We start from the raw sequence: 22250 nt of genomic DNA, 5'->3' as shown, positions 1-22250 counted from the left end.
ATGGCGGGCGGGTTGGGGTGGTCGGTTTGTGATGAACGGGGCGGGAAGGGGTTTTGTACGCCTCCGGCGGGCGGGCGGCAACGCCCCCGCACCCCCCCCGTGTCAGGGGATTTGTGGGCCAGGGCGGACGCATGCCGGATACGGGGCATTCCCATGAAAGGGTTTGCAAAGGGGCGCGGCCCTTTTGCCGGTGGGGTTCGGGGAGGCGGAGCCTTCCCGGAAGGGCGTTGCCGGTACCCCCCGTGTCAGGCCAGCAGGCCGGACCCGCCGTGCAGCGCGGCCAGCAGCAGCCCCAGCGGGTCGGACGGCCCGGCGGGCAGTGGGCCGGTGGACAGCAGGGCGATTTCGATGGTGCCGTTACCGGACAGGCCCTCAGCCAACGGGGCCAACAACGCATCAAGCCCGTCGGGATGCTCCGACATCATCCGGAAGGCCAGACGGGCCGGAGCCTGCGGGGTGGCGGGCCGCAGCAGGCCGTGCAGCAGGAAGCGCCCCGGAGCATCAAGGGACGGAGCAAGGGACGGAGCAAGGGACGAGGAAAGGGGCGGTGCGCCGCCAGTGGGGCTGTCTGGCGTGCCGACGGAACAGGCCGGGTCAATCATCCCGCCCAGCAGGATTTTGACCAGCCCGCCGCCCGTGGCGTCCGGTGACGGCGGCAGCACCGCGCAATCAAGCGCGCGGGCCGGGGGACACAGCCATGGCAGGTGCAGCAGCGCAACGCCGGGGTGCGCCGCGCGCAGCACGGGCAGCAGGGCCAGCCGGGCACGCTGGCAGGCCAGGAACAGCGCGGTGGTTTCCGTGTCGTCGCGTACGGGGGCCACGTGGGCGGCAAAGGCTGCGTGACGGGCGGCGGCGGTGGCCAGGGCAGGGGAACTGCTCCGTTTCACGGATGCAGCCGCGGCGGGTTCGGTCCCCATATCCGGCGCGGTCGTCGCCGTCCATGCCGTCCACTCCGCGAACAGCGTGTCGGCAAGCCGGGCATCCAGCCGGTCACGCGCGGCGGCATACTCCGCCGCCAGCCGGGCGGGTGACGGGGGCGCCACGGCAGCGCCTTCGCCTTCCGCCAGCAGGCGCAGCACGATGTCCGGTTCCGTGCGTTCCACCCGGAACAGCAGTTCCGTGCCGGGCTGGGGAAAGGCGGGCATGGAGGCCAGCAGGGTCTGTCCATCGATGTCGGCCCAGCCCAGTCCGCCACTGTGGGCCCCCGGCCCGGCAAAGGCCGCAGACTGCGCCGCCGGGCGCAGGAAGGTGCCGCGCACCGTGTCGCCGGGGCGGTGCGCACGCCGGAAGCGGGCCGCGCGTTCCGGGTCGTGCCCGGCCCCTTGCCGGTCGCCAAAGCCGCCGGACAGTCCGGCGGAACCGGTGCCGGGAGAGTGGCGGATGCGCTCGCTCATGTCCGGGGCTCTCCATCAGTAGCGGCATCCGGCAGGGACGCAGGGGCATCCGGGCCCCCTGTCGCGCCCTCCGCGCCATTCGCCCCGCCCCCGGCGTGATGTTCGCGGCGGCAGCGCCCCAGGTTGGACGCCTTGCAGGCGTCGCATACCGCGCCCTTGAGGTAGCGGCGGTAGCACAGGGCCAGCGCGTCGGTCAGGGTTTCCGCCATGTTGTCCGCGCCCAGTTGCGGCACAAGGCCGGAGCGTTCGAACACCGTGCGCACGGCGGGTTTCACCCCGCTCAGCACCAGGGCAACCCCGCGCCGCTGGCATTTGTGCAGAAACTGCTGGAAGGCGTGCACCCCGGTGGCGTCCACCCAGTGCACCTGCCGCAGGTGCAGGATCACCGCGCGGTGGCCGAAGTCCTCGTACTCGTAAAGGCGCTGTTCCAGTTCATCCACGGCCCCGAAGAACAGCGTGCCTTCTATGGAATACACGGCCAGGTTGGGGCAGCACGGTCCCACGGGCAGCCCCTGCAATTCCGGGCTGTCGCAGGTGTCCATGCGGGTCACCAGCGGGTGCGACACCTTGCGCAGGAACAGCACCAGCGAAAGCAGCACCCCCACGAACACGGCCTTTTCCAGGTCCAGCAGCAGGGTGGCGGCAAAGGTGGTCAGCAGCACCATGCGGTCGGCGCGGGTTGCGCGCAGCGCCAGGGCGATGCCGTGCCGGTCGATCATGCCCCAGGCGATGATCATCAGGATGCCCGCCAGCGCGGCGATGGGGATGTACGAGGCCAGCGGGGCCAGCAGCAGTACCGCCAGCAGGGTGATCACCCCGGAAAGCGCCCCGGCGAAGCGGGTGCGCGCCCCGGCCACGAAATTGACGGCGCTGCGGGTGAACGAACCGCTGCCCGGAATGCCGGAAAAGAACCCCGCGGCAATGTTGGCCAGCCCCTGGGCCACGAATTCGCGGCTGCCGTCCACCTGTTCGCCCCGCGCGCCCGCCAGGGTCTTGGCGATGGACAGCGCTTCCACCACGCCCAGCAGGGCAATGGCCAGGGCGGGCATGAACAGGTCGCGCATCACCTGCGCGTCGGGCGCGGGCGGCAGCGAAAAAGGCGGCAGACCGGCGGGGATGGCCCCCACCACCTTCACCCCGTGCGCGCCAAGGTCCAGCGCCCACGCGGCCAGGCCTGACGCCGTCACGGCCAGGAACGCGGCGGGCAGGCGACGATGCACCCGCCCGATGCCCAGCGCCACGGCCATGGCGAACAATCCCGTGCCCAAGGCCCACAGGTTGGTCTGGGGCAGGTGGCGCAGGGTGGACAGCACCAGTTCCACGAACGAGGGCGCGTTGCCGATGCTGACGCCCAGCAGGTTCTTGAGCTGCCCCACGGCAATGAGCACCGCCGCCCCGGCGGTAAAGCCCACCATCACCGAATGGGAGATGAAGTGCACCAGTTCGCCCAGCCGGGCGAGTCCCATGACCACCTGCAGCAGCCCGGCCAGGATGGCCACGCCGAACACGTAGGCCATGCGCGTTTCTTCCGGCAGGGCTGACAGGGGTGCGCCGTTGACCACGGTTTCGGCCATGGTGGCGAAGAGCAGCATGGCGATGGCGTTGGTGGGGCCCGCGATGAGGTAGCGCGAGGCCCCCCACAGGGCGGCCACGATCACCGGCACGATGGCCGCGTACAGCCCGTATTTGGGATGCACCCCGGCAATGACCGCATAGGCCATGGACTGGGGCAGGGCCACCACGGCCACGGTCAGCGCGGCCAGCACGTCGGCCCGCAAGGCCTGCATGGAATAGCCGCGCAGGCTTTCCACGAAGGGCAGGGCGGCGCACAGCAGCTTGTCGCCCAGGCCGCGCGGGGGCACCGGGCAGGCCGGGCCGCCGGGAGGGGGCGTCGGGCCAGATTGCCCAGAATGTCCAGATTGGCCAGGCGGCGGTGGCGGTGGGGTGGGGGAGCCGGGGCCTGGGGAACTGGGGGTGCCGGGGGCGTCCGCATCTGCCGGGCCGCCGGTGGCGTGGGGCGTATTTCGTGTATCGGGCGCGGGTGTGTCGGGCATGATCTCACCGTAGAGAGTGGGGGCGCCCCCGCCGGAATGCATGGGGGTGCCGAGCATGCCCCCAAGATGCCTTCGAAGGGGGCTTGTGTCCAGCGCGGTTGCCGGGCCAGGGGGATGGGTGGGGGGTGTGGCGGCCGGTTCCGCCCGTGACGGGTTTTTGGCCATGGCCGGTTCCGCGGCCGCTCCGTCACCGCGCCGTACATGCCGCCGCGATCCTCATCAGACCTACGGGATGCCGTCGGGGCCTTGCGGCCCAATGTCCTCAGCCGCCCGATCCGGCGGCATGGCCCGCATCTTGCTGTGCCGCGCGCATGGATATCTTCGCGTTCGACGCCGCCGCCATGCTCAGCTTTCTGCTTACCTTCATGCGGGTGAGCCTGGTGCTGTTCCTGCTGCCTTTCTTCGGGGGCGACGCGGCGCCCATGCAGGTCAAGGTGGCCCTGTGCATGGTGTTCACCCTGGCGCTGTGGCCGCACGTGTCCCTGCCGGGCGGGTTGATGCCCACGCACCCCTTTTCGCTCATCGTGCTGCTGGCGGGCGAACTGGTCATGGGCCTGATGCTGGGCATGACCGTGCACTTCCTGTTCGCGGGCATCCAGACCGGCGGCCAGATGCTGGCCACCCAGATGGGCTTCACCATGATCACCCTGGCCGACCCGCTGACCGGGGCCAGCGTCAGCATCACCTCGCACCTGCTGTACATGGTGGCCATGCTCAGCTTTCTGGCGCTGGACGGGCACCTGTACATGCTGCGGGCCTTCGTGCGCACCTTCGAACTGGTGCCCGCGGGCGGCCTGCTGCTTACCCCCCCGCTGGTGAAGGAAGTCCTGGCCCTGTCCGGCTCCATGTTCGTGCTGGCCGTCAAGATCGCCGCGCCGGTGCTGGTTTCGCTGTTTCTGGTGGAACTGGCGCTGGCGCTGATGGCCCGCGCCGCCCCGCAGATGAACCTGCTGATGATCGGCTTTCCGCTCAAGATCGCCGTGGGCTTTTTCTTCATCGGCATGCTGTTCACCATCATGGCCGACAAGATCCGCGAATTCATCGTGGGCATGGACCCCATGATGCTGCACCTGTTGCAGGCGGCCAGCCCCCTGCTGAACCGCTGAACCGCTGCCGAGATGAACCGCTGACCACCCGCCACGCGTCCCCCGCCCGGGCGGGCGCGGACGGAACCCTGACGGAGGGCTGCCATGGCGCAGCGCGATCCGAGCAAGACCGAAAAAGCGACGCCGAAACGTCGCAAAAAGGCCCGCGGCAAGGGCAACGTCCCGAAATCGCAAGAACTCACCAAGGCCCTGACCATCCTGGCAGGCTCGGTGGGCCTTCTGTTCTACATAGACTTCCTGGCCAAGGACATGCAGACCATCTTCCGGCATTTCCTGGGCAACGCCTTCGGGTTCAATCCCAACCAGCAGAACGTCATCAAGCTGCTCATGTGGCTGGCCGGAGAACTGGCGGCCATGCTGCTGCCCATCATGCTGTTCATCGGGTTCACCGCATGGCTGGTGCTGCGGTTGCAGGTGGGCAAGCTGTGGACCACCGAGGTCTTCAAGTTCAACTGGTCGCGCTTCAACATCATTGCGGCACTCAAGCGCATGTTCGCCTCGCCCGAAACATTCGTGCGCCTGGGCAAGAGCCTGTTGCAGGCCGTGTTCATCGGCGTTGCGCCGTACATCATCATCCGGCGCGAGATGCACAACTTTCTGCCCCTGTACTACGCCGATGCCCAGGGGATCAGCGCGTACATGCTGAAAACCGGGTGGGACATGGTGCGCTACGCCCTGGTGCCCATGTTCATCATAGCCATAGCGGACTTCTGGTACACCCGCTGGAGCTATGAGGAAAACCTGAAGATGACCAAGGACGAAACCAAGGACGAGCGCAAGCAGGCCGAAGGCGACCCCGTGATCCGCGCCCAGCAGCGCCGCAAGATGATGCAGATGATGGCCAAGCGCATGCTGCAGGACGTGCCCAAGGCCGACGTGGTCATCACCAACCCCACCCACTTCGCCATCGCCCTGCGTTACGACGCCACCGAGGCCCCGGCCCCCATCGTGCTGGCCAAGGGCGCGGACAACCTGGCCCAGAAGATCAAGGAAGTGGCCCGCGAACACGGCGTGCCCATCCGCGAGAACAAGCCGCTGGCACAGGCTTTGTATAAAGCGGTGGAGGTCGGCGACATGATTCCCGCCGAACTGTTCCAGGCCGTTGCCACCGTGCTGGCCAGCCTGTGGAAATTCAAGGCGGGCCGCGCATCGTAGCCCCCGCGCTGAGAACCTGAAGCGAAACCCGGTCCATTCCGGAAGGTGTCAAGAACATGGCTGCCAAACCAGGATACGCCCCCAAGATCGACTACCAGCGCTTCGCCAGGCAGGGCGACCTGCTGCTGGCGGGTGGCGTCGTCACGATCCTGTTCGTGATGCTGGTGCCGCTGCCCACGTTCTTCCTGGACATGCTGCTTTCGCTCAGCATCTCGTTGTCGCTGGTGATCCTGGTCACCTCCATGTTCATGCTCTCGCCGCTGGAATTTTCCATCTTTCCGTCGTTGCTGCTGGTCACCACCCTGTTGCGCCTCGCGCTCAACGTGGCCTCCACCCGCCTCATCCTGCTGCACGGCGACGAAGGCACCGACGCGGCGGGCCAGGTCATCCAGGCCTTCGGCGAGTTCGTGGTGGGCGGCAACTACGTCATCGGTGCGGTCATCTTCATGATCCTGTTCATCCTGAACAAGATCGTCATCACCGCGGGCACCACGCGCATCGCCGAAGTGGCCGCGCGCTTCACCCTGGACGCCATGCCCGGCAAGCAGATGGCCATCGAGGCCGACCTGAACGCCGGGCTCATCGACGAGGAAGAAGCCACCGCCCGCCGTACCAACATCCGCAAGGAAGCCGACTTCTACGGCGCCATGGACGGCGCGGGCAAGTTCGTGCAGGGGGACGTGAACGCAGGCATGTTCATCACGATGATCAACGTCATCGGCGGCATCCTGCTTGGCGTGTTCCAGAAGGACATGGAGTGGCGCGACGCGCTGACCACCTACACCCTGCTGTCCATCGGCGACGGTCTGGTGGCCACCATTCCTTCCATCATCGTTTCCACGGCGGCGGGCCTCATCGTGTCGCGCGCGGCGGCGGAAGCCAAGATGGGCGAGGAATTCGTGGGCCAGTTGTCGTACAACTCGCGCGCGCTCAAGCTGGTGTCCGGCGTGCTGGTGCTGTTCTCTCTGGTGCCCGGCCTGCCCACGCTGCCGTTCCTCGTCTTTGGCGCGGGCCTGTTCGGCGTGTCGCGCCTGGTGGGCGACAAGCAGGATGCGGAGGCCGCCGCTGAAGCCAAGGGCGGCAAGGGCGCCAAGGGCAAGAAGAAGGACGGTTCGCTGGACACGCCGGAAGAAGTGCAGACCCTGCTGCCCCTCGACACCCTGGAACTGGAAGTGGGCTACGGCCTGATTCCCCTGGTGGACGAGGACCAGAACGGCAACCTGCTGTCGCGCATCCGCTCCATCCGCCGCCAGTTCGCCCTGGACATGGGCGTGGTGGTGCCCTCGCTGCACCTGCGTGACAACCTGCAGTTGAAGCCCGGCCAGTACTGCGTGCTGGTCAAGGGCAACCAGGTTGCCTCTGCGGAAATCCTCGTGGACCACTACTTGGCCATGGACCCGGGCAACGCCAAGCACCGCATCCGGGGCATCGAAACGCGCGAACCGGCCTTCAACCTGCCCGCGCTGTGGATACCCGAATCGCAGAAGGAAGAAGCCATGCTGGCCGGCTACACCGTGGTCGATCCCTCCACGGTCATCGCCACCCACCTCACCGAGGTGTTCAAGCGCCATCTGGGCGACTTCCTGGGCCGTCAGGAAGTGCAGGGCCTGCTGGACAACCTGGCCAAGCATGCGCCGAAAGCCGTGGAAGAACTGGTGCCCGGCATCCTGCCGCTGGGTACGGTGCAGAAGGTGTTGCAGAACCTGGTGCGCGAAAACGTTTCCATCCGCGACCTGCTGACCATCGCGGAAACCCTGGCCGACTACGGCCCGGCGGTGAAGAACGCCGACACCCTGACCGAGTACGTGCGCGAGCGCCTGGCCCGCTCCATCGTCAAGCAATACATGGACAGCGAGGGCGGACTGCCCATCGTCACCCTGGACCAGGCCGTGGAAAAGACCGTGCAGGAAGCCATCCGCCAGACCGATGGCGGCAACTACCTGGCGCTCAACCCCGGCATTGCCCAGCGGCTCATCCAGCGGGTGAACAACGCGGTGGAGCGCGCCGTGAATACCGACGGGCAGCCGGTCATCCTGGCCTCGCCCGTGGCCCGGCCTCATCTGGCCCAGTTGCTGATGCGCTTCCTTCCCAACGTGGCCGTGATTTCGCAGGCCGAGATTCCTTCGGACATCCGGCTGCAATCCGTGGGCAGCGTGGCCTTTGATTAGGGGCTGTTGACGCCATGGTCCTTTTGCCCTCTGCCTTCGTCAGAATGGTTTTTTATTCCGGTTGAATACGATAAGAGTATACGCCCTCCATAAAAAACCATTCTTCCTTGGCAGAGAACAAAAACCCTCATGGCGACAACAGCCCCAAAGAGGGGGAACCCCCGGCGGCAGCGGCGAAACGGGGTTTCGCCAGATCCGCGAGGCGGGCGGCGCCGTCCGCGCCGAGAGCATTTTTCTGCAACGGTTACAACTTCAAGGTCGAAATGCTCTGATGCAGATCAAGACGTACACAGGCCGGAACGCGACGGCGGTACTGGCGAAGATCAAGGCCGAACTCGGGTCGGACGCGGTCATTCTGTCCTCGCGCGAATGCCGCGAAGGCGACCGCACGTGGCACGAGATGAGCGTGGGCATCGAGCATGCCGCCGCGCCCGGCGTTGCCGGTGGTTTTGCCCCTGGTTTTGCCCCTGGTTTTGCGGGTTCCGCCGCGCCTGGTGGCCCCGGTGGTCCCGTCCCCCCCGGCTGGGAGGAATGGCACCGCGAATGGGGCCAGATGAAGGAGCACCTGTTCGCGCTGATGAAGCCCGCCCTGCGCATGGAAGACCTGACCCCCCGCCAGCGCGTGGCCCTGGAATACCTGACGCGCGAAGGCGTGGACGACGGCGTGGCCATGACCCTGCACCGCAGGCTGGCGGCCGATTCCGGCGCATCCGTGCTGGAAGCCCTGGCCGACATCGTGCCCGTGCGCGGCTGGGGCCTTGCGGCGTGGCCGCAGCGGGCCCACGTGTTCGCCGGGCCGTTCGGCGCGGGCAAGACCACGGCCATGCTGCGCATGGCGCTGGCCCTGCGCCGCGAAAAGCCGGGCCTGAAGGTCGTGATGGTCAACGCCGACTGCGGGCGTGGCCATGGCCGCCTGCTGCTGCAACATTACGCCGAACTTTCCAACCTGGTGTACCGAGAGGCCTCCACCGCCGCCGAATTCGCGGCCATCCTGCGCGAAAACCCCGATGCGGGCCGCATTCTGGTGGATCTGCCCGGCGTGGCGCGCGACGGCAGCCTGGCCCGCCAACTGGCGATTCTTGGACTTTCGGGAGCGGCGGCGGGCACGGGTACGGGCAACGGCGTTGCCGTGCACCTGGTGCTGCCGCCGCATCACGGACCGGCCCAGATGGCCGCGCTGCTGGCGCGCTATGCCTTCGAGGGGGCGGGCAGCCTTGTCTGGACGAAGCTGGACGAAGCCTGTACCTTCGGGGCATTGGTGAACGTGGCGGCGGCCTGCGGCCTGCCCGTGTCGGCCCTTTCCTACGGCCCCGGCATGCGCAATTCGCTGGTAGCCGCAAGCGATGCGGCACTGTGGCGCCTGCTGTTCAAGCGGCAACTGCCCGGCGAGGCTCCGGGACATGCTGCGGAGCAGGCCGAGTCCCGGCCCCAGGCAAGGGTGGCGGCCCAGACCAAGGCCCAGACCGGCGGCCAGACGGCCATCAGGCCCGGCGGTGTTCGGCCAGACAGTGTTCGGCCAGAAGGGGGCCGGCCAGACGGAATGAAGGCTGACGGCATTTCGGCGAACGCCCGATCCCTGGCTGGCGCAAGGGCCTGAACCATGGTCCCGGTCCCGACGGCGCGCCGGACGGCAGATCTGACGGCAGAGCTAACGGAAGAACTGACGGCAGCACCGACGGCACACGGCATCCACGGGCGACCGCGCCAGGCGCGCCCGGCACCGCACGCACTCACTGGAGCTTGCATCGCATGAGCCCCGATCTTCCCCTGGTATTCTCCGTCACCTCCGGCAAGGGTGGCGTCGGCAAGACCAACATCGCCGCCAACCTGGCCTGCTGCCTCGCGCAGGAAGGCAAGCGCGTGGTCCTGCTGGACGCGGACCTTGGCCTTGCCAACGTGGACGTGGTGCTGGGCCTGACCCCGCAGTTGAACCTGTTCCACCTGTTCCACGAAGGCGTCGACCTTTCCGAGATACTCTGCGATACGCCCTACGGCTTCCGCATCCTGCCCGCCTCGTCGGGCATGAGCGAAATGCTGTCGCTTTCCACCGGCCAGAAGCTGGAACTGCTGGAGGCCATGGACGCGCTGGAAGGCGCGGTGGACTATCTGATCGTGGACACCGGCGCGGGCATCAACGATAATGTGCTGTATTTCAACCTGGCGGCCCAGGAGCGGCTGGTGGTGCTGACCCCCGAGCCCACGTCGCTCACCGACGCCTACGCCCTGATCAAGGTGATGAAGCTCAACCACGGGGTGGAGCATTTCAAGGTGCTGGTGAACATGGTGCCCGACGCGCAGACCGCGCGCGACATGTTCACCCGGCTGTACAAGGCCTGCGATCATTTTCTTTCCGGCGTGTCCCTGGATCTCGCGGGCTTTGTCCCGCGCGACCCGGCGGTGCGCAAGGCAGTGGTGAACCAGCGACCCTTCTGCGTCATGGCGCCGGACAGCCCGGCCTGCGCGGCGGTGCGCGAGGTGGCCCGGACGGTACAAACGTGGGACGTGGCGGCGAGCCTCGATGGAAACATCAAGTTCTTCTGGAAAAAGCTCCTCTTCCGGCACTAACCCCTGGGAGGCGCTGGAATCGGGAGCCGTCGCCTGGGGCGACTTCCCGCGCGCCGACCAGGAACGGATAGTCCGGCACTACGCGCCTAAGGTGCGGTTTCTGGCCTTGCGCCTGAAGGCCAAGCTGCCCCGCAACGTGGAGCTGAACGAACTGATCAGCGCGGGCACCCTGGGCCTCATGGAGGCGCTGGGCAAGTTCCGGCCGCAGCTTGGCATCCGCTTCGAGACGTATGCCGAAAGCCGCATCCGGGGCGCCATGCTGGACGAGTTGCGGCGGCTGGACTGGTTTCCGCGCAGTCTGCGACAGCGGGTGCGGCAACTGGACGAGGCAATCCAGCGCATCGAGCACGAAAAGGGACGCCACCCCACCGAGGCGGAATTGCAGGACGCCACGGGACTGGACCAGAAGGATGTACGGCTGGGGCTGGAGGCGTTGCAGAACCAGTTGTGCCTCTCGCTCGACGCCATACAGGACTCGCTGGCGCCAGATGCAGGCGTGCAGGGAGAGGGTGAACCGTTCCAGACCACGGCAACGCAGGAGCTCATAGAGCGAGTGGCGGGGCTGATCGACGAATTGACACCCCGAGAGAAGCTGGTATTGTCGTTATATTATAGCGACGAGCTGAACATGCGCGAAACAGCCGAGGTCATGGGCATCACCGAGGGGCGCGTCTCGCAACTGCACTCCCAGGCGCTCAACAGGCTGCGCAAGGAATTCAGGAACCACTACGGAGAACACGGCACCGTGTGATTGCGGCGTCCGTTGGCCAGGAGTACGCACAATGCCCTACGACACCAATATGCGTGTCCTCGTGGTGGACGACTTTTCCACCATGCGTCGCATCATCAAGAACATCCTGCGCCAGCTGGGGTTCACCAACGTGGTCGAGGCCGACGACGGCACCACCGCGTGGGAGATCCTGAACAAGGACCGCATCGAGTTCGTCATCTCCGACTGGAACATGCCCAAGATGACCGGCATCGAACTGCTGCGCAAGGTGCGCGCCAGCGAGGAATTCGCCGACATGCCCTTCCTGATGGTGACGGCCGAAGCCCAGCAGGAAAACGTCATCGAAGCGGTGCAGGCCAGGGTGTCCAACTACATCGTCAAGCCCTTCACCGCAGAGACCATGAAGCAGAAGATCGACAAGATCTTCCCGTAGGTCGCCATTTTCTGCGGGCGCCGGGCCGCCATGGGGCGGGCTTGCGCCCGTTTGCCGTGCAGGGCCGCACGCGCGCCGCGCCGCATGCCCCCTTTCCGCAGGCAGGCCCTGCCGCTCCGGAGCACCCGGCGGCCAGTACGCCAGCCGACACGGCGTCTCCCCATGCCGGCGTTTCCCGGCCGGGTCTGATCCGGACGCCCGTTACCCCGACGCCCCAGCGCGGGCCGTGCGAGGGACCAGACCATGCTGCTCATGCCCATCGTCACCGCCGCCGTTCCCGATTCCCCCGCAACGCCGGGGGTGGACGGCCTGTTGTCCGACGAGGAGGGCAAGGCGGAACTGGACGCCGGGCAGCTGGATGTCGATTCGCTGGGTCCCCCGGTGGAAGACAAGGTTGAACTGGACCTCGAGGACGCCCCCTTCCTGCTGCCGGAAGAGGAAAAGGCTCCTCCCCCGCCGCCCCAAGCCGCCCAGACCCTTGCGCTGTCGCCCGAGGGCGATGCCCCCAAGAAGAAATTCAGCCTCAACCTTGCCGGGTTGCTGGCCAACAAGAAGCTGCTGATCATCGTGGTGGCCGTGTTGGTGCTGCTGCTGGCAGGCGGCGGTGCCGCGTGGTTCCTGCTGCGCAAGAAGGAAGCCCCGCCGCCGTCCCCCGAGGCCGCGGTCCAGAAGATCGTGGTGCCCCAGCAGGCCCCGCCGCCCCCGCCGGAACCGGCCAAACCCGCCCAGACCATCCTGAGCTGGGAGCCGTTCTGGGTGGAACAGAAGGACACCAAGGGTGCCATCCGTTTCCTGGTCGTCAAATTCTCGGCGCCCACGGAAAACCAGAAGCTGGTGTTCGAGGCGCAGGCCAAGAAGGTGGTCATCCGCGATGCCGTGTATTACTATCTGAAGAACAAGTCGCTGACCTACCTCACCGATGCGGCCAATGCCGAAACGCTGAAAAAGGACATCCTGGCCATCATGAACGAATACCTCAGCATCGGTAAGCTGGAGGATTTGTTGATAGAGAACTATCTGGTCAAGTAGGGGAGCCCCAAGGCCCCCCTGGCGCGCCGCCCGTCGTCCCCATCTTCGGGTGATGCGCCAAAGCCCGCCGCCCCCGCCGACAGCCGACCCGCCCGGCAGCGGGTTTCGTCGTCAGCCGCCGCCACCCCTTGCAGGTGCGTCGCGCGGGGCACCATGCGGCGATGGAGGATCCGCCGTGTCCGTCGACCCGACGCTTCCCGTCGTCATCGCCCAGATGGGCCACGCCGAGCGCGTGGTCCACGAGGCGCAGGCACACCCGGAAATGGCCCAGGCCGCCGCCCAGCAGCTTGCCGCCCAGGCGTTGCAGCACGACCGTTCGCAGGTCCAGAAGACCGACGAAAGCGGCAAGTCCGAGGTGGTGGACGAGCGCGAACGCAACCGCCAGCGGCGGCGCGCCATGCTGCTGGCCCGTCGCAAGGCCCAGGCTGCGGCGGCGGAGGGGGACGAGGACGAAACGCCCGACTCCGACGACGATCCCTGGTCCGGCAACATCCTGAACATCAAGGTCTGATTTCCCGCCGCCCATTCGGGCGTCATGTCGGCTGCTGGCCGCATGGTTGGTCGCGCGTAGCGGCAGGCGCCCCCGACGCATCGCCACTGTACCGGCGGCCATGATTTCCGTCCGCCTTCCCGCCCGAAGCCATCCGTTCTCCACACCGTTCGCCATCGAACGCCGCCATGGCGTTGCGTGTAGCCCAGACTACAGCAACGCCATTGTCACGCAGGTACGACAAGAGCATGCTTGGAGAGAAATCCGGACGCCCATGAAGGATGGAAGCGGCAAGGTGAAGACGGCGGTGCCGTGGCGGTGCACAGGCAGGGCAGACGGGTTCTTGCGGCGATGCAGCAGGCACGATACCAGTGCCGGTGGCGGCGGAATGCCGCCGTGACGCGAGGTGCGCCATGCCGAATGCCGAACGCCTGTTCGACGGTGCCTACATTCCCCCCTGGCTGGTGGCCCCGGTGCACGAAGACTGGGAAAAGGTCGCGCATCTGGGGCGACCCATGCGCTGGGCGCGCAAAAGCGTGGTTTACGACATCGGCGCGCCCTCGTCCGAAATCGTGCTCATCCGCGAGGGGCTGCTGCGCATCATCGCCCTGGGCTACAACGGAGAGCAACGCACCATCGGCATCCTGGGCCCGGGCAGCATCCTGGGCGAGTCCTCGCTGTTCTGCGAGGTGGAGAACCAGCACGTCATCAAGGTGGTGGAGCCGTGTTCGGGCCTTGTGTTCGGCAAGGACGTGGTATTCGGCGAGATCATCGGCAAATATCCCTCGCTGACCATCTGCCTGTGCCGCAACATGGCCACCAAGTCGTACATCATGTCCACCCAGCTGGAATGCACCACCTTCATGACCAGCGAGCAGAAGATCGCCCATTTCCTGTACCACCTGGCGGGCGAGCAGCAGCGTACCACCCCGCTGTACCACCGCCTGGCCCGCCTGCCGCTGGTGACCATCGGTGAATTGCTGGGCCTGCACCGGGTGACCACCACCAACGTCATCAACGGATTCCGGCGGGCGGGCATTCTTTCGCCCGATGCCGACCATCTGGACGTGCGCGACGTGGACGGTCTGGTGGATATCCTGCACGCCGAGAAATAGCGCGCGGCGCGCGTAGCGCGGCAACGAAAAGGCCCGCCGGAAACCCGGCGGGCCTTTTGTGGATGCAGGTGTGACGGGTCGGATATCAGGCCCTACAGCGCGGCCACGGCCTCTATCTCCACCAGGCAGCCCAAGGGCAGGGCGCGCACGGCCACGCACGAGCGGGCGGGGAAGGGCGCGGCAAAGGCCGCCGCGTAGGCGTCGTTCACCAGCGGAAAGTGGGCCATGTCGGTGATGAATACCGTGGTCTTGACCACGCTGGCCAGGCTGGCCCCGGCCTCGGCCAGGATGGCGGCAAGGTTGGCGCAGCTTTGCGCGGCCTGGGCCTTGGCGTCGCCTTCCACCACGGCGCCGGTGGCGGGGTTCACGGGCAACTGACCGGAAACGAACAGCAGGTTGCCGGTGCGGATGGCCTGGCTGTACGGGCCGATGGCGGCGGGGGCGTCGGGGCTGGATATCTGATGTTTCATGGGGCGTCTCCTGTCGGGAGGGCTACTTGTACATGGGCAGGACGTCGAACACGAACAGGGTGTGGCAAATGGCCGTGACGATGCCGAACAGCAGCAGCGCGGGCACGGTGACGTTGCCCCCTCTGGCGCGGTAGCCGTTCGAGGGGCGGCGCGCACGACAGGCGCGCAGCATCACGGCGGGAATGATCACCGACCAGATGGTGGCGGCAAGCCCGGCCCAGCCGATGGCCAGCAGAAAGCCGTCGGGCCACAGCAGTCCGCCCAGGGTGGGCGGCAGGAAGGTGATCAGGGTGGTCTTGGTGCGGCCCGCGCGCGAATCGTCGAACTTGCACAGGTCGGCCATGTAATCGAACAGGCCCAGGCCCGCCCCCAGGAACGAGGTGGCCACGGCCAGAGACGAAAACGCCTCCAGCATGCGCAGGATGAAGCTGCTGTTCAGGTTTGCCCCCGCGGCCTTGACCAGGTCGCCCACGTTGCCGCCCGCGGCGATGACGTCGCGGAACCCGGCGCGGGGGATGGTGCCGTCGCAGGCCACGATCCACAACAGGTAGCAGACCAGGGCGATGATCGTGCCGCCCACGAGGCAGCGGTTGATCTGCCCCGGTTCCTTGCCGAAGTATTTGACCAGGCTGGGCACGCTGGCGTGGAAACAGAACGAGGTCAGGTAGGTGGACAGCGCGCCCCAGATGAAGATGGCCGAGCCGCCGCCGCTGCCGCCCGCGCCCATGTCGAACAGCACCCCGGCGCGGATTTCCGACAGCATGCCCGACATGGACAACGCGAAGCTGAGCACCATGCCGCCCATCATGAGCACGGAGATGCGGTCCACGATCCAGGTGCTCCACCACACGCACGCGGTCAGCAGTAGCGCAAAGGTCAGCCCGGCCACCAGCTTGGACGGCTCGTGGCCAATGGTCACCTGCAGGGTGTGGCGCACGATGGACCCGCCACCGCTGACATAGGCGTAGACAAGGATGTACAGCACGAAGGCCACTGCCGCGCCGTTGATGATGCTCCATGACGGGCCCAGCGTATCCTTGACCAGGGTATGAAAACTGGCGCCCGGTTCGTAGTGCAGGTTCACCTCCAGCAGCGCCTGGCTGGAGAGCAGCATCATGGCCCACGAAAGCAGCAGGATGAGTACGGACCACTGAAACCACATGCCCGCGGAGATGGTGGGCAGTGCCAGCATGCCCGCGCCAACGGATGTACCGGCGATGATCATGGTGCCGCCCAGCACGCTGGGGCGGTGTGCGCAATGCGTCATGGTCAGCTCCTTATGAAAAAGGGGAACGCCAAAGGCGTTCCCCTTCATTGTGGTGCAGTGTTACTTCAGCGGCTCGAAGCGCGCCGTGAAGAAGCGCAGTACCTTCGGCTCGTGCACCATCCTGAGACCCTTGATATTGTCGCGATGCTTGTACAGTGCGATGCAGGCGTCGGCAACCACGTCCAGGTGGGCATACGTGTACACGCGACGCGGAATGGTCAGGCGGACCAGTTCCAGCTTGGGCCGGTGGTGCTCGCCGGTCTTCTTGTCGCGCCCGGCGGAAACGATGCCCCGTTCCATGGAGCGCACGCCCGCTTCCAGGTACAACTGGGCGGCCAGCATCTGGGCCGGGAATTCGTCCTGCGGGATGTGCGGCAGAAAGGCGCGGGCGTCCAGGAACACGGCGTGGCCGCCCACGGGCCGCACGATGGGCACACCCGCCTCGGTCAACCGGTCACCCAGGTAGCGGCACTGGGCAATGCGGTGAGCGATGTAGGCTTCGTCCACCGATTCGCGGATGCCCTGGGCCATGGCTTCCATGTCGCGCCCGGCCATGCCGCCGTAGCTGGGCATGCCTTCGTACAGCACCACCAGTTCGGTGGCCTTCATGAACAGTTCGTCGTCGTTCATGCACAGGAAGCCGCCGATGTTGACCATGCAGTCCTTCTTGCCGCTCATGGTGCAGCCGTCGGCATAGCTCATCATCTCTTTCAGGATGGCGCGGATGGACTTGTCCGCGTAGCCCGGCTCGCCTTCCTTGATGTAGTAGGCGTTTTCCACGCAGCGGGTGGCGTCGAACATCACCTTGATGTTGTGCCTGGCGCACAGTTCCTTCACCGCGCGCATGTTGCCCATGCTCACCGGCTGGCCGCCCGCCAGGTTCACGGTGACGGCCAGGCACACGTAGGGGATGCGATCCGCGCCCACCTCGTCGATGAGGGCCTGCAACTTGTTCAGGTCCACGTTGCCCTTGAAGGGAATTTCCAGTTGGGCGTCGTGCGCCTCGTCGCGGATGATGTCGCGGAAGGTGGCCCCGTTCAGTTCCTGGTGGGCGCGGGTGGTGGTGAAGTACATGTTGCCGGGCACGTAGTCGCCGGGCTTGATGCAGATCTGCGAAAGCAGGTTTTCCGCGCCGCGCCCCTGGTGGGTGGGCACGATGTGCCTGAAGCCGTAGTATTCGCGCACCACTTCCTGCAGATGCAGAAAGTTGCGGCTGCCCGCATAGGCTTCATCGCCGATCATCATGGCCGCCCACTGGCGGTCGCTCATGGCGGTAGTGCCGCTGTCGGTCAGCAGGTCTATGCCCACGTCTTCGGACTTCAGCAGAAAGGTGTTGTATCCGGCTTCGGCGATGTGCTTCTCGCGTTCCGGACGGGTGGTCACGGCAATGGGTTCGACAGCCTTGATCTTGAACGGTTCTGCGGGATACCTGGCGTCCATGATGCACTCCTTTGTGTTGTCCGTGATGGTCGTTCGCCGTGCATGGGGGGCGAATTCCCCGGTTGTTGCGGCATGACGCTGCAAGAACATGTTTCTTCGCGCCGTAAGTGTGGTCATACGCCATGCGTGAAAAGCGGCAGTGTAGTCTGGCCTACACGCGGTGCATTTTTTCACGAGAAGCGAAAAATTGTCGCGCAAACGGCAGAGGGCCTAGAAAGGGGTTCCATCGGCCAGCAGGCTGCGCCGCAACGCCTCGCGCAGCCTGGCGGCCATGGGGCCGGGCGTGCCCGTGCCGATGGGCGCGCCCTCGTAGCGCACCAGGCTGGCGCATTCGTACACGGTGCCCAGGATCAGGAATTCCCGTGCGGACAGGATGTCCGCCTCGGTGATGGCGCGGCGGGCCGTGGGCATGAACGCGGCAGCCAGGTCCATGACCCGGTGCAGGGTGGTGCCTGGCAGGGCGCCCGCGCCCTCCGGGGCGGCCAGGGTTCCCGTGGCGTCCACCAGGGCCACGTTGGCGATGGCCGATTCGGACAGGCGGCCTTCGGCGTCGAAGGTCAGCGGCACGTCCATGCCGCGCTGCCGGGCCTCGTCCATCATCAGTACGTTGAGCAGGTAGTTGGCGTGCTTCACGCCGGTAAGCGGCCCCCGATGCGCGGGCACCACGCTGCGGAAGGCGGACAGCCCGGCGGCGAACCATGCCTCCGGCGGGGCGGTCTGCCGCCAGGCGATGATGTACAGGCTGGACTGCGGGCATTCGGCGGGTGAAATGCCGAAGCCGCCCGGTCCCCGGCCCACCAGCACGCGGATGCCGCCTTCGTCCTGGCCGCCCGCGCGGGCCACGGCGATGATGCGGCCCCGCAGATCGTCCCACGGGCAGGGCGGCGCAAGGTGGATGGCTTCCGCCGAGCGGCGCAGCCGGGCCAGGTGCAGGTCCAGCTGGAACAGGCGGCGCTGCCGATAGCGAATGGATTCGAACACCCCATCGCCCCGGTGGCACAGGTGGTCGTCCAGCGGGACCAGCAGCAGGCGCGGGTCGGTGCAGATGCCGCCCACGCGGTGGTCGTGGAAGGCCAGCACCCGGTCCGCGCCGGGGCGGGGGGCGGCCAGCAGCCGCTGGAGGCAGACGGCGGCATCAAGCAGGCGGATGGGGTCGGAACCGGCTTCGGGCGCGGCGGCAGGGGAGATGGGGTCCGTGGAATCGGCGGGGTGCATGTGGCCTCCCGTGGTTTGGAGGTGTGACCATGCATTCCGCGTAGCCCGGCGCGGCGGGTGTGGCCTGTAGCGTACGCTACGACTGGAAAAGTTTGGCGGAATCCGGCAGGATCAGTGGCGTTGCCCGGTCCGCCCTGCCGGTCCGGGAGTCCGCTCTGCCGTCAGGCTACATACCGGCAGGCACGGTGCCGCCAGGTGCACTCGCTGTCCGCCGTTCAGAGGCCCCCATGACCGTATCCCTGTGGCTCATCATTTTCGTCAGCGTGGTGGAAGTGGCCCTGCTCGGCGTGCTGCTGATGTTCTTTCTGCGGTTGCGCAGGTCGGAGGCGCTGCTCAACCGTCTGCAAGCCAACCAGACCCAGCTGCTGGAGCGGCTGCGCCAGAATGCGGAACTTGAGCAGGAACTGGTGGCCACCTTCGCCCAACGCCAGGAGCAGCTGCGCCATCTGGACCAGCGGCTGGAGGGGCGGGCTCAGGCCCTGCGCCGCCTGCTGGAACAGGCCGAGGGCATCAGCCGTTCGCCGCAGTTCCTGCGCGAGGTGATCCTGAACGGCCACCGCAAGGGCCGCAGCCTGGAACAGATCGCCCGGTCCACCGGCCTGTCGGTGGACGAAGTGGAACTGATCCTGGCCCAGGTCGGGTAGGTCGACCACATCCGCGTTTCCGAGGGCTGCTTTTTGCGCCGCCGGTTTTTTCCAATTACCCCGTGGCGACCCGCGCCCTGGTGGCGCGGGAGCCGCCCCTGGCGTCAACACAGCCCCCCACCGGAATCCGGTGGGGGGCTGTGTTTTTCGACGCGCGGTTTCATAAAAAAATACTAAACAATATCGATGTAATAAGAGAAAAATGAAAGTGAACCGGAAAGAAGGGTACGTATTGTCGTTGACAGTCTTGCATAAGACATCATACACATGTCTCCACCAACGCTCCCAAGGAGGAACTCCATGTCGATCCAATTTCTGGTGCACGAAGACGGCGATTCCGTCGGCGTCGTGGCTGTTGAAGGCGTCAAGGCCGGTCAGGAACTGACCGGTTGGGTGATGGCCGAAGACCGGACCATTACCTTCAAGGTGCTCAACGATATTCCGATCGGTCACAAGCTGGCCCTGAAGAACCTTTCCGTGGGTGATACCGTGATGAAGTACGGCACCGACATCGGCAAGGTCATCGCTCCCATCAAGCAGGGCGAACACCTGCACGTTCACAACGTCAAGACCAAGAGGTGGTAGGAACATGACCGCTAATACCTTCCTCGGCTACCGCCGCGAAAACGGCCGCGTGGGCGTGCGCAACCACGTGGTCATCCTGCCCCTGGACGATCTTTCCAATGCTGCCTCGGAAGCCGTGGCCCACAACGTCAAGGGCACCCTGGCCCTGCCGCACCCCTATGGCCGCCTGCAGTTCGGTGAAGACCTGGAACTGCACTTCCGCACCCTGATCGGCGTGGGCAGCAACCCCAACGTGGCCGCCGTGGTGGTCATCGGCATCGAACCCCAGTGGACCAACCGCATCGTGGAAGGCATCGCCAAGACCCGGCAGGCCGGTGGCTGGCTTCTCCATCGAGCAGAACGGCGACCACAACACCATTTGCGCCGCCTCGCGCAAGGCCAAGGAATTCATGCACTGGGCCACCGAGCTGCAGCGCGTGGAATGCCCGGTGAGCGACCCTGTGGGGTGTCCACCAAGTGCGGTGAATCCGACACCCACTTCGGGCATCGCCTCCCAACCCCCACCGTGGTAACGCCTTCGACAAGCTGTACGAAAAGGGCTGCACCCTGCTGTCGGTGAAAACACCCGAACTGACCGGCGGCGAGCACCTGGTGCTGGAACGCTGTGCCAACGACGAAGTGCGCAAGCAGTTCCAGTTCTTCTTCGACCGCTACGCGAAGCTCGTGGACGACCACAAGACCAGCGACCTTTCCGACTCGCAGCCCACCAAGGGCAACATCGAAGGCGGCCTGACCACCATCGAGGAAAAGGCCCTCGGCAACATCCAGAAGATCGGTCGCAAGGCTCCGGTCGTGGGCTGCCTGGACAAGGCCGAAGCCCCCACCGGCCCCGGCCTGTGGTTCATGGATTCCTCGTCCGCCGCGGCGGAAATGGTCACCCTGTGCGCCGCTGCCGGGTACGTTGTGCACCTGTTCCCCACCGGGCAGGGCAACGTCATCGGCAACCCCATCCTTCCCGTGGTGAAGCTGTGCGCCAACCCGCGCACCGTGCGCACCATGAACGAGCACATCGACGTGGACGTGTCGGGCATCCTGCGCAAGGAACTGACCCTGGACGGCGCCGGTGACAAGCTGCTGGAAATGGCCATCCGCACCGCCAACGGCCGTAACACCGCCGCCGAAGTGCTGGGCCACCGCGAGTTCGTCCTTACCCGCCTGTACGAAAGCGCCTAGTCCCCAGGCGCTTCGGTCTCCCCTGCGGCGCACCTCGCCGCAGGGGGGCATATTCTGCGGCAGGCGTGTGCGTCCGGCACTCTCGGCACACACCAGTGGATACCCCCGGGGAATACTCGGAGGAGCGCAAGTCGGACCCGCCCGTCCGGCTTGATCCGTGCACGCTTGCCGCAGCCTTTCTCTTGCGTGTGCAGCAGAGCACCGCACCCTGGGCCGCCTTGTGGCCCCGCATGCCTCGCAACGCCTGACGCACGGAATCGGGACCGTGCCGTAACGGCGCACGAGCCTTTCTGCCTCACGGATTCTTCGCCTTCATCCTCCACGTTTTTCGCGCGGCACGCAGTGCCGCCAGCTTGCGCAAGCGCGGGCCCTGCCAGGGGCCCGCGCTGTGCTTTTGTACGGCGTGCCAGCACGGAACCGGCGATTCGCTTGCGTCGCCGGGACCGGCAACCGGAGCGATCCACCCCGGACGCCCCCTGAGCGGCCCGCGGATGCGGGCAGGCGCGGACGCGCAAGAATAGTCGTTGAAGCGGGTGTGTGTGATTGCACACGCAGAAAGGGCATGACACAAAAGGCACATGGGCATGCGCTGCCAGACGCATTCGCGTGTTCCTGCACTGCAAGAGAACTGTATTGATTGAACAAGCAAACAATACCATCGCATGCCGATATGCTTCGTGCTTTATTTCACTGAGCGCTCAAATATGGAGAGCAGAGGTAGGAATGCCGCCACGTTGGCGTAACAGAAAGGCTGTTGGGGGTATGCAAGAATACGACGGGGTTCCGGGGGGCATCGAAAAAAACAAAACATAACACAGCGTTGAAAGCGCGACTGAAAGGCTTGGGCAAAAAAGCTCAAGTTTCGCGTTGACAGTCTTGCATAAGACATCATACACATGCCTCAACAACGCTCCCCAAGGAGGAACTCCATGTCGATCCAATTTCTGGTGCACGAAGACGGCGATTCCGTCGGCGTCGTGGTTGTTGAAGGCGTCAAGGCCGGTCAGGAACTGACCGGTTGGGTGATGGCCGAAGACCGGACCATTACCTTCAAGGTGCTCAACGATATTCCGATCGGTCACAAGCTGGCCCTGAAGAACCTTTCCGTGGGTGATACCGTGATGAAGTACGGCACCGACATCGGCAAGGTCATCGCTCCCATCAAGCAGGGCGAACACCTGCACGTTCACAACGTCAAGACCAAGAGGTGGTAGGAA

The 22250-nt window shown here is 66.0% G+C and carries 19 protein-coding genes and 1 pseudogene; 14 read left to right on the top strand and 6 right to left on the bottom strand.

Annotated features, from left to right (window positions below; genetic code table 11):
• Positions 1 to 245 precede the first annotated feature (245 nt).
• Complete coding sequence (locus DESTE_RS17240) at positions 246 to 1394, bottom strand: hypothetical protein (RefSeq protein ID WP_051384421.1); 1149 nt, start codon at positions 1392 to 1394, stop codon at positions 246 to 248.
• Positions 1391 to 3256 (bottom strand): SulP family inorganic anion transporter, encoded by a 1866-nt coding sequence (locus tag DESTE_RS10575; RefSeq protein WP_245590806.1) that lies wholly within the window; start codon positions 3254 to 3256, stop codon positions 1391 to 1393. The genes DESTE_RS17240 and DESTE_RS10575 overlap by 4 nt, the downstream gene beginning before the upstream one ends.
• A 503-nt stretch (positions 3257 to 3759) precedes the next feature.
• Between DESTE_RS10575 and fliR the strand changes: the two genes are divergently transcribed.
• The 10 genes from fliR to DESTE_RS10525 all read left to right on the top strand — a co-directional run bounded on the left by fliR (position 3760) and on the right by DESTE_RS10525 (position 14239).
• On the top strand, positions 3760 to 4554 hold the full coding sequence (gene fliR, locus DESTE_RS10570; RefSeq protein ID WP_035070146.1) for a flagellar biosynthetic protein FliR: 795 nt from the start codon (positions 3760 to 3762) through the stop codon (positions 4552 to 4554).
• 84 nt (positions 4555 to 4638) lie between these two features.
• Positions 4639 to 5709, top strand: a complete 1071-nt coding sequence (flhB, locus tag DESTE_RS10565; RefSeq protein WP_035067507.1) for a flagellar biosynthesis protein FlhB — start codon at positions 4639 to 4641, stop codon at positions 5707 to 5709.
• A gap of 56 nt (positions 5710 to 5765) precedes the next feature.
• The gene (flhA, locus tag DESTE_RS10560) at positions 5766 to 7877 is read left to right on the top strand and encodes a flagellar biosynthesis protein FlhA (RefSeq protein ID WP_035067505.1); all 2112 of its coding nucleotides are present in this window, start codon (positions 5766 to 5768) and stop codon (positions 7875 to 7877) included.
• Positions 7878 to 8148: 271 nt separating this feature from the next.
• Positions 8149 to 9474 carry a flagellar biosynthesis protein FlhF gene (locus DESTE_RS10555; protein ID WP_035067503.1) on the top strand — a complete coding sequence of 442 codons (1326 nt, stop codon included), beginning with the start codon at positions 8149 to 8151 and terminating at the stop codon, positions 9472 to 9474.
• 152 nt (positions 9475 to 9626) lie between these two features.
• A complete protein-coding gene (locus tag DESTE_RS10550; protein WP_035067501.1) occupies positions 9627 to 10442 on the top strand; it encodes a MinD/ParA family protein in 816 nt (271 codons plus the stop codon).
• Complete coding sequence (locus DESTE_RS10545) at positions 10396 to 11193, top strand: FliA/WhiG family RNA polymerase sigma factor (RefSeq protein WP_035067499.1); 798 nt, start codon at positions 10396 to 10398, stop codon at positions 11191 to 11193. The genes DESTE_RS10550 and DESTE_RS10545 overlap by 47 nt, the downstream gene beginning before the upstream one ends.
• Before the next feature lie 31 nt (positions 11194 to 11224).
• Positions 11225 to 11605, top strand: coding sequence for a chemotaxis response regulator CheY (locus tag DESTE_RS10540; protein WP_035067496.1), 381 nt, complete (start codon positions 11225 to 11227; stop codon positions 11603 to 11605).
• 243 nt (positions 11606 to 11848) lie between these two features.
• Positions 11849 to 12634: a flagellar basal body-associated FliL family protein gene (locus DESTE_RS10535; RefSeq protein ID WP_035067494.1), complete on the top strand. Its 786-nt coding sequence runs from the start codon at positions 11849 to 11851 to the stop codon at positions 12632 to 12634.
• A 175-nt stretch (positions 12635 to 12809) separates the two neighbouring features.
• The gene (locus DESTE_RS10530; protein WP_035067492.1) at positions 12810 to 13145 is read left to right on the top strand and encodes a hypothetical protein; all 336 of its coding nucleotides are present in this window, start codon (positions 12810 to 12812) and stop codon (positions 13143 to 13145) included.
• 392 nt (positions 13146 to 13537) lie between these two features.
• Positions 13538 to 14239 carry a Crp/Fnr family transcriptional regulator gene (locus DESTE_RS10525; protein ID WP_035067490.1) on the top strand — a complete coding sequence of 234 codons (702 nt, stop codon included), beginning with the start codon at positions 13538 to 13540 and terminating at the stop codon, positions 14237 to 14239.
• A 92-nt stretch (positions 14240 to 14331) separates the two neighbouring features.
• Here DESTE_RS10525 and DESTE_RS10520 read toward each other — a convergent pair whose 3' ends face one another.
• From DESTE_RS10520 to DESTE_RS10505, 4 genes are all read right to left on the bottom strand, one after another.
• Positions 14332 to 14709 (bottom strand): Rid family detoxifying hydrolase, encoded by a 378-nt coding sequence (locus DESTE_RS10520; RefSeq protein WP_035067488.1) that lies wholly within the window; start codon positions 14707 to 14709, stop codon positions 14332 to 14334.
• Positions 14710 to 14731: 22 nt separating this feature from the next.
• Positions 14732 to 15976, bottom strand: a complete 1245-nt coding sequence (locus DESTE_RS10515) for an aromatic amino acid transporter (RefSeq protein ID WP_035067487.1) — start codon at positions 15974 to 15976, stop codon at positions 14732 to 14734.
• 60 nt (positions 15977 to 16036) lie between these two features.
• Entirely contained in the window at positions 16037 to 17416 is a 1380-nt protein-coding gene (locus DESTE_RS10510; protein ID WP_035067486.1) for a tyrosine phenol-lyase, read from the bottom strand.
• Positions 17417 to 17626: 210 nt separating this feature from the next.
• Complete coding sequence (locus DESTE_RS10505) at positions 17627 to 18631, bottom strand: aminotransferase class IV (protein ID WP_156925325.1); 1005 nt, start codon at positions 18629 to 18631, stop codon at positions 17627 to 17629.
• 227 nt (positions 18632 to 18858) lie between these two features.
• On the opposite strand from DESTE_RS10505, the gene DESTE_RS10500 reads away from it, so the two are divergent.
• The 4 genes and pseudogenes from DESTE_RS10500 to DESTE_RS10485 all read left to right on the top strand — a co-directional run bounded on the left by DESTE_RS10500 (position 18859) and on the right by DESTE_RS10485 (position 22247).
• Complete coding sequence (locus DESTE_RS10500) at positions 18859 to 19275, top strand: hypothetical protein (protein WP_035067484.1); 417 nt, start codon at positions 18859 to 18861, stop codon at positions 19273 to 19275.
• Between the two features lie 300 nt (positions 19276 to 19575).
• The gene (locus DESTE_RS10495) at positions 19576 to 19860 is read left to right on the top strand and encodes a UxaA family hydrolase (RefSeq protein ID WP_035067482.1); all 285 of its coding nucleotides are present in this window, start codon (positions 19576 to 19578) and stop codon (positions 19858 to 19860) included.
• Positions 19861 to 19864: 4 nt separating this feature from the next.
• A pseudogene (locus DESTE_RS18620) lies at positions 19865 to 21033 on the top strand (UxaA family hydrolase).
• A gap of 929 nt (positions 21034 to 21962) precedes the next feature.
• Positions 21963 to 22247 carry a UxaA family hydrolase gene (locus DESTE_RS10485; RefSeq protein ID WP_035067480.1) on the top strand — a complete coding sequence of 95 codons (285 nt, stop codon included), beginning with the start codon at positions 21963 to 21965 and terminating at the stop codon, positions 22245 to 22247.
• The last annotated feature ends 3 nt before the right edge of the window (positions 22248 to 22250 follow it).

The organism is Nitratidesulfovibrio termitidis HI1 (assembly GCF_000504305.1).
GTDB classification, from domain to species: domain Bacteria; phylum Desulfobacterota; class Desulfovibrionia; order Desulfovibrionales; family Desulfovibrionaceae; genus Cupidesulfovibrio; species Cupidesulfovibrio termitidis.
This window is presented reverse-complemented; position numbering and strand designations above follow the sequence as displayed.

Coding starts and splice junctions, on each gene's coding strand:
- DESTE_RS17240 (WP_051384421.1), bottom strand. CDS start 1,394: ATGAGCGAGCGCATCCGCCACTCTCCCGGCACCGGTTCCGCCGGACTG.
- fliR (WP_035070146.1), top strand. CDS start 3,760: ATGGATATCTTCGCGTTCGACGCCGCCGCCATGCTCAGCTTTCTGCTT.
- flhB (WP_035067507.1), top strand. CDS start 4,639: ATGGCGCAGCGCGATCCGAGCAAGACCGAAAAAGCGACGCCGAAACGT.
- flhA (WP_035067505.1), top strand. CDS start 5,766: ATGGCTGCCAAACCAGGATACGCCCCCAAGATCGACTACCAGCGCTTC.
- DESTE_RS10555 (WP_035067503.1), top strand. CDS start 8,149: ATGCAGATCAAGACGTACACAGGCCGGAACGCGACGGCGGTACTGGCG.
- DESTE_RS10550 (WP_035067501.1), top strand. CDS start 9,627: ATGAGCCCCGATCTTCCCCTGGTATTCTCCGTCACCTCCGGCAAGGGT.
- DESTE_RS10545 (WP_035067499.1), top strand. CDS start 10,396: ATGGAAACATCAAGTTCTTCTGGAAAAAGCTCCTCTTCCGGCACTAAC.
- DESTE_RS10540 (WP_035067496.1), top strand. CDS start 11,225: ATGCCCTACGACACCAATATGCGTGTCCTCGTGGTGGACGACTTTTCC.
- DESTE_RS10535 (WP_035067494.1), top strand. CDS start 11,849: ATGCTGCTCATGCCCATCGTCACCGCCGCCGTTCCCGATTCCCCCGCA.
- DESTE_RS10525 (WP_035067490.1), top strand. CDS start 13,538: ATGCCGAATGCCGAACGCCTGTTCGACGGTGCCTACATTCCCCCCTGG.
- DESTE_RS10520 (WP_035067488.1), bottom strand. CDS start 14,709: ATGAAACATCAGATATCCAGCCCCGACGCCCCCGCCGCCATCGGCCCG.
- DESTE_RS10515 (WP_035067487.1), bottom strand. CDS start 15,976: ATGACGCATTGCGCACACCGCCCCAGCGTGCTGGGCGGCACCATGATC.
- DESTE_RS10510 (WP_035067486.1), bottom strand. CDS start 17,416: ATGGACGCCAGGTATCCCGCAGAACCGTTCAAGATCAAGGCTGTCGAA.
- DESTE_RS10505 (WP_156925325.1), bottom strand. CDS start 18,631: ATGCACCCCGCCGATTCCACGGACCCCATCTCCCCTGCCGCCGCGCCC.
- DESTE_RS10500 (WP_035067484.1), top strand. CDS start 18,859: ATGACCGTATCCCTGTGGCTCATCATTTTCGTCAGCGTGGTGGAAGTG.
- DESTE_RS10495 (WP_035067482.1), top strand. CDS start 19,576: ATGTCGATCCAATTTCTGGTGCACGAAGACGGCGATTCCGTCGGCGTC.
- DESTE_RS10485 (WP_035067480.1), top strand. CDS start 21,963: ATGTCGATCCAATTTCTGGTGCACGAAGACGGCGATTCCGTCGGCGTC.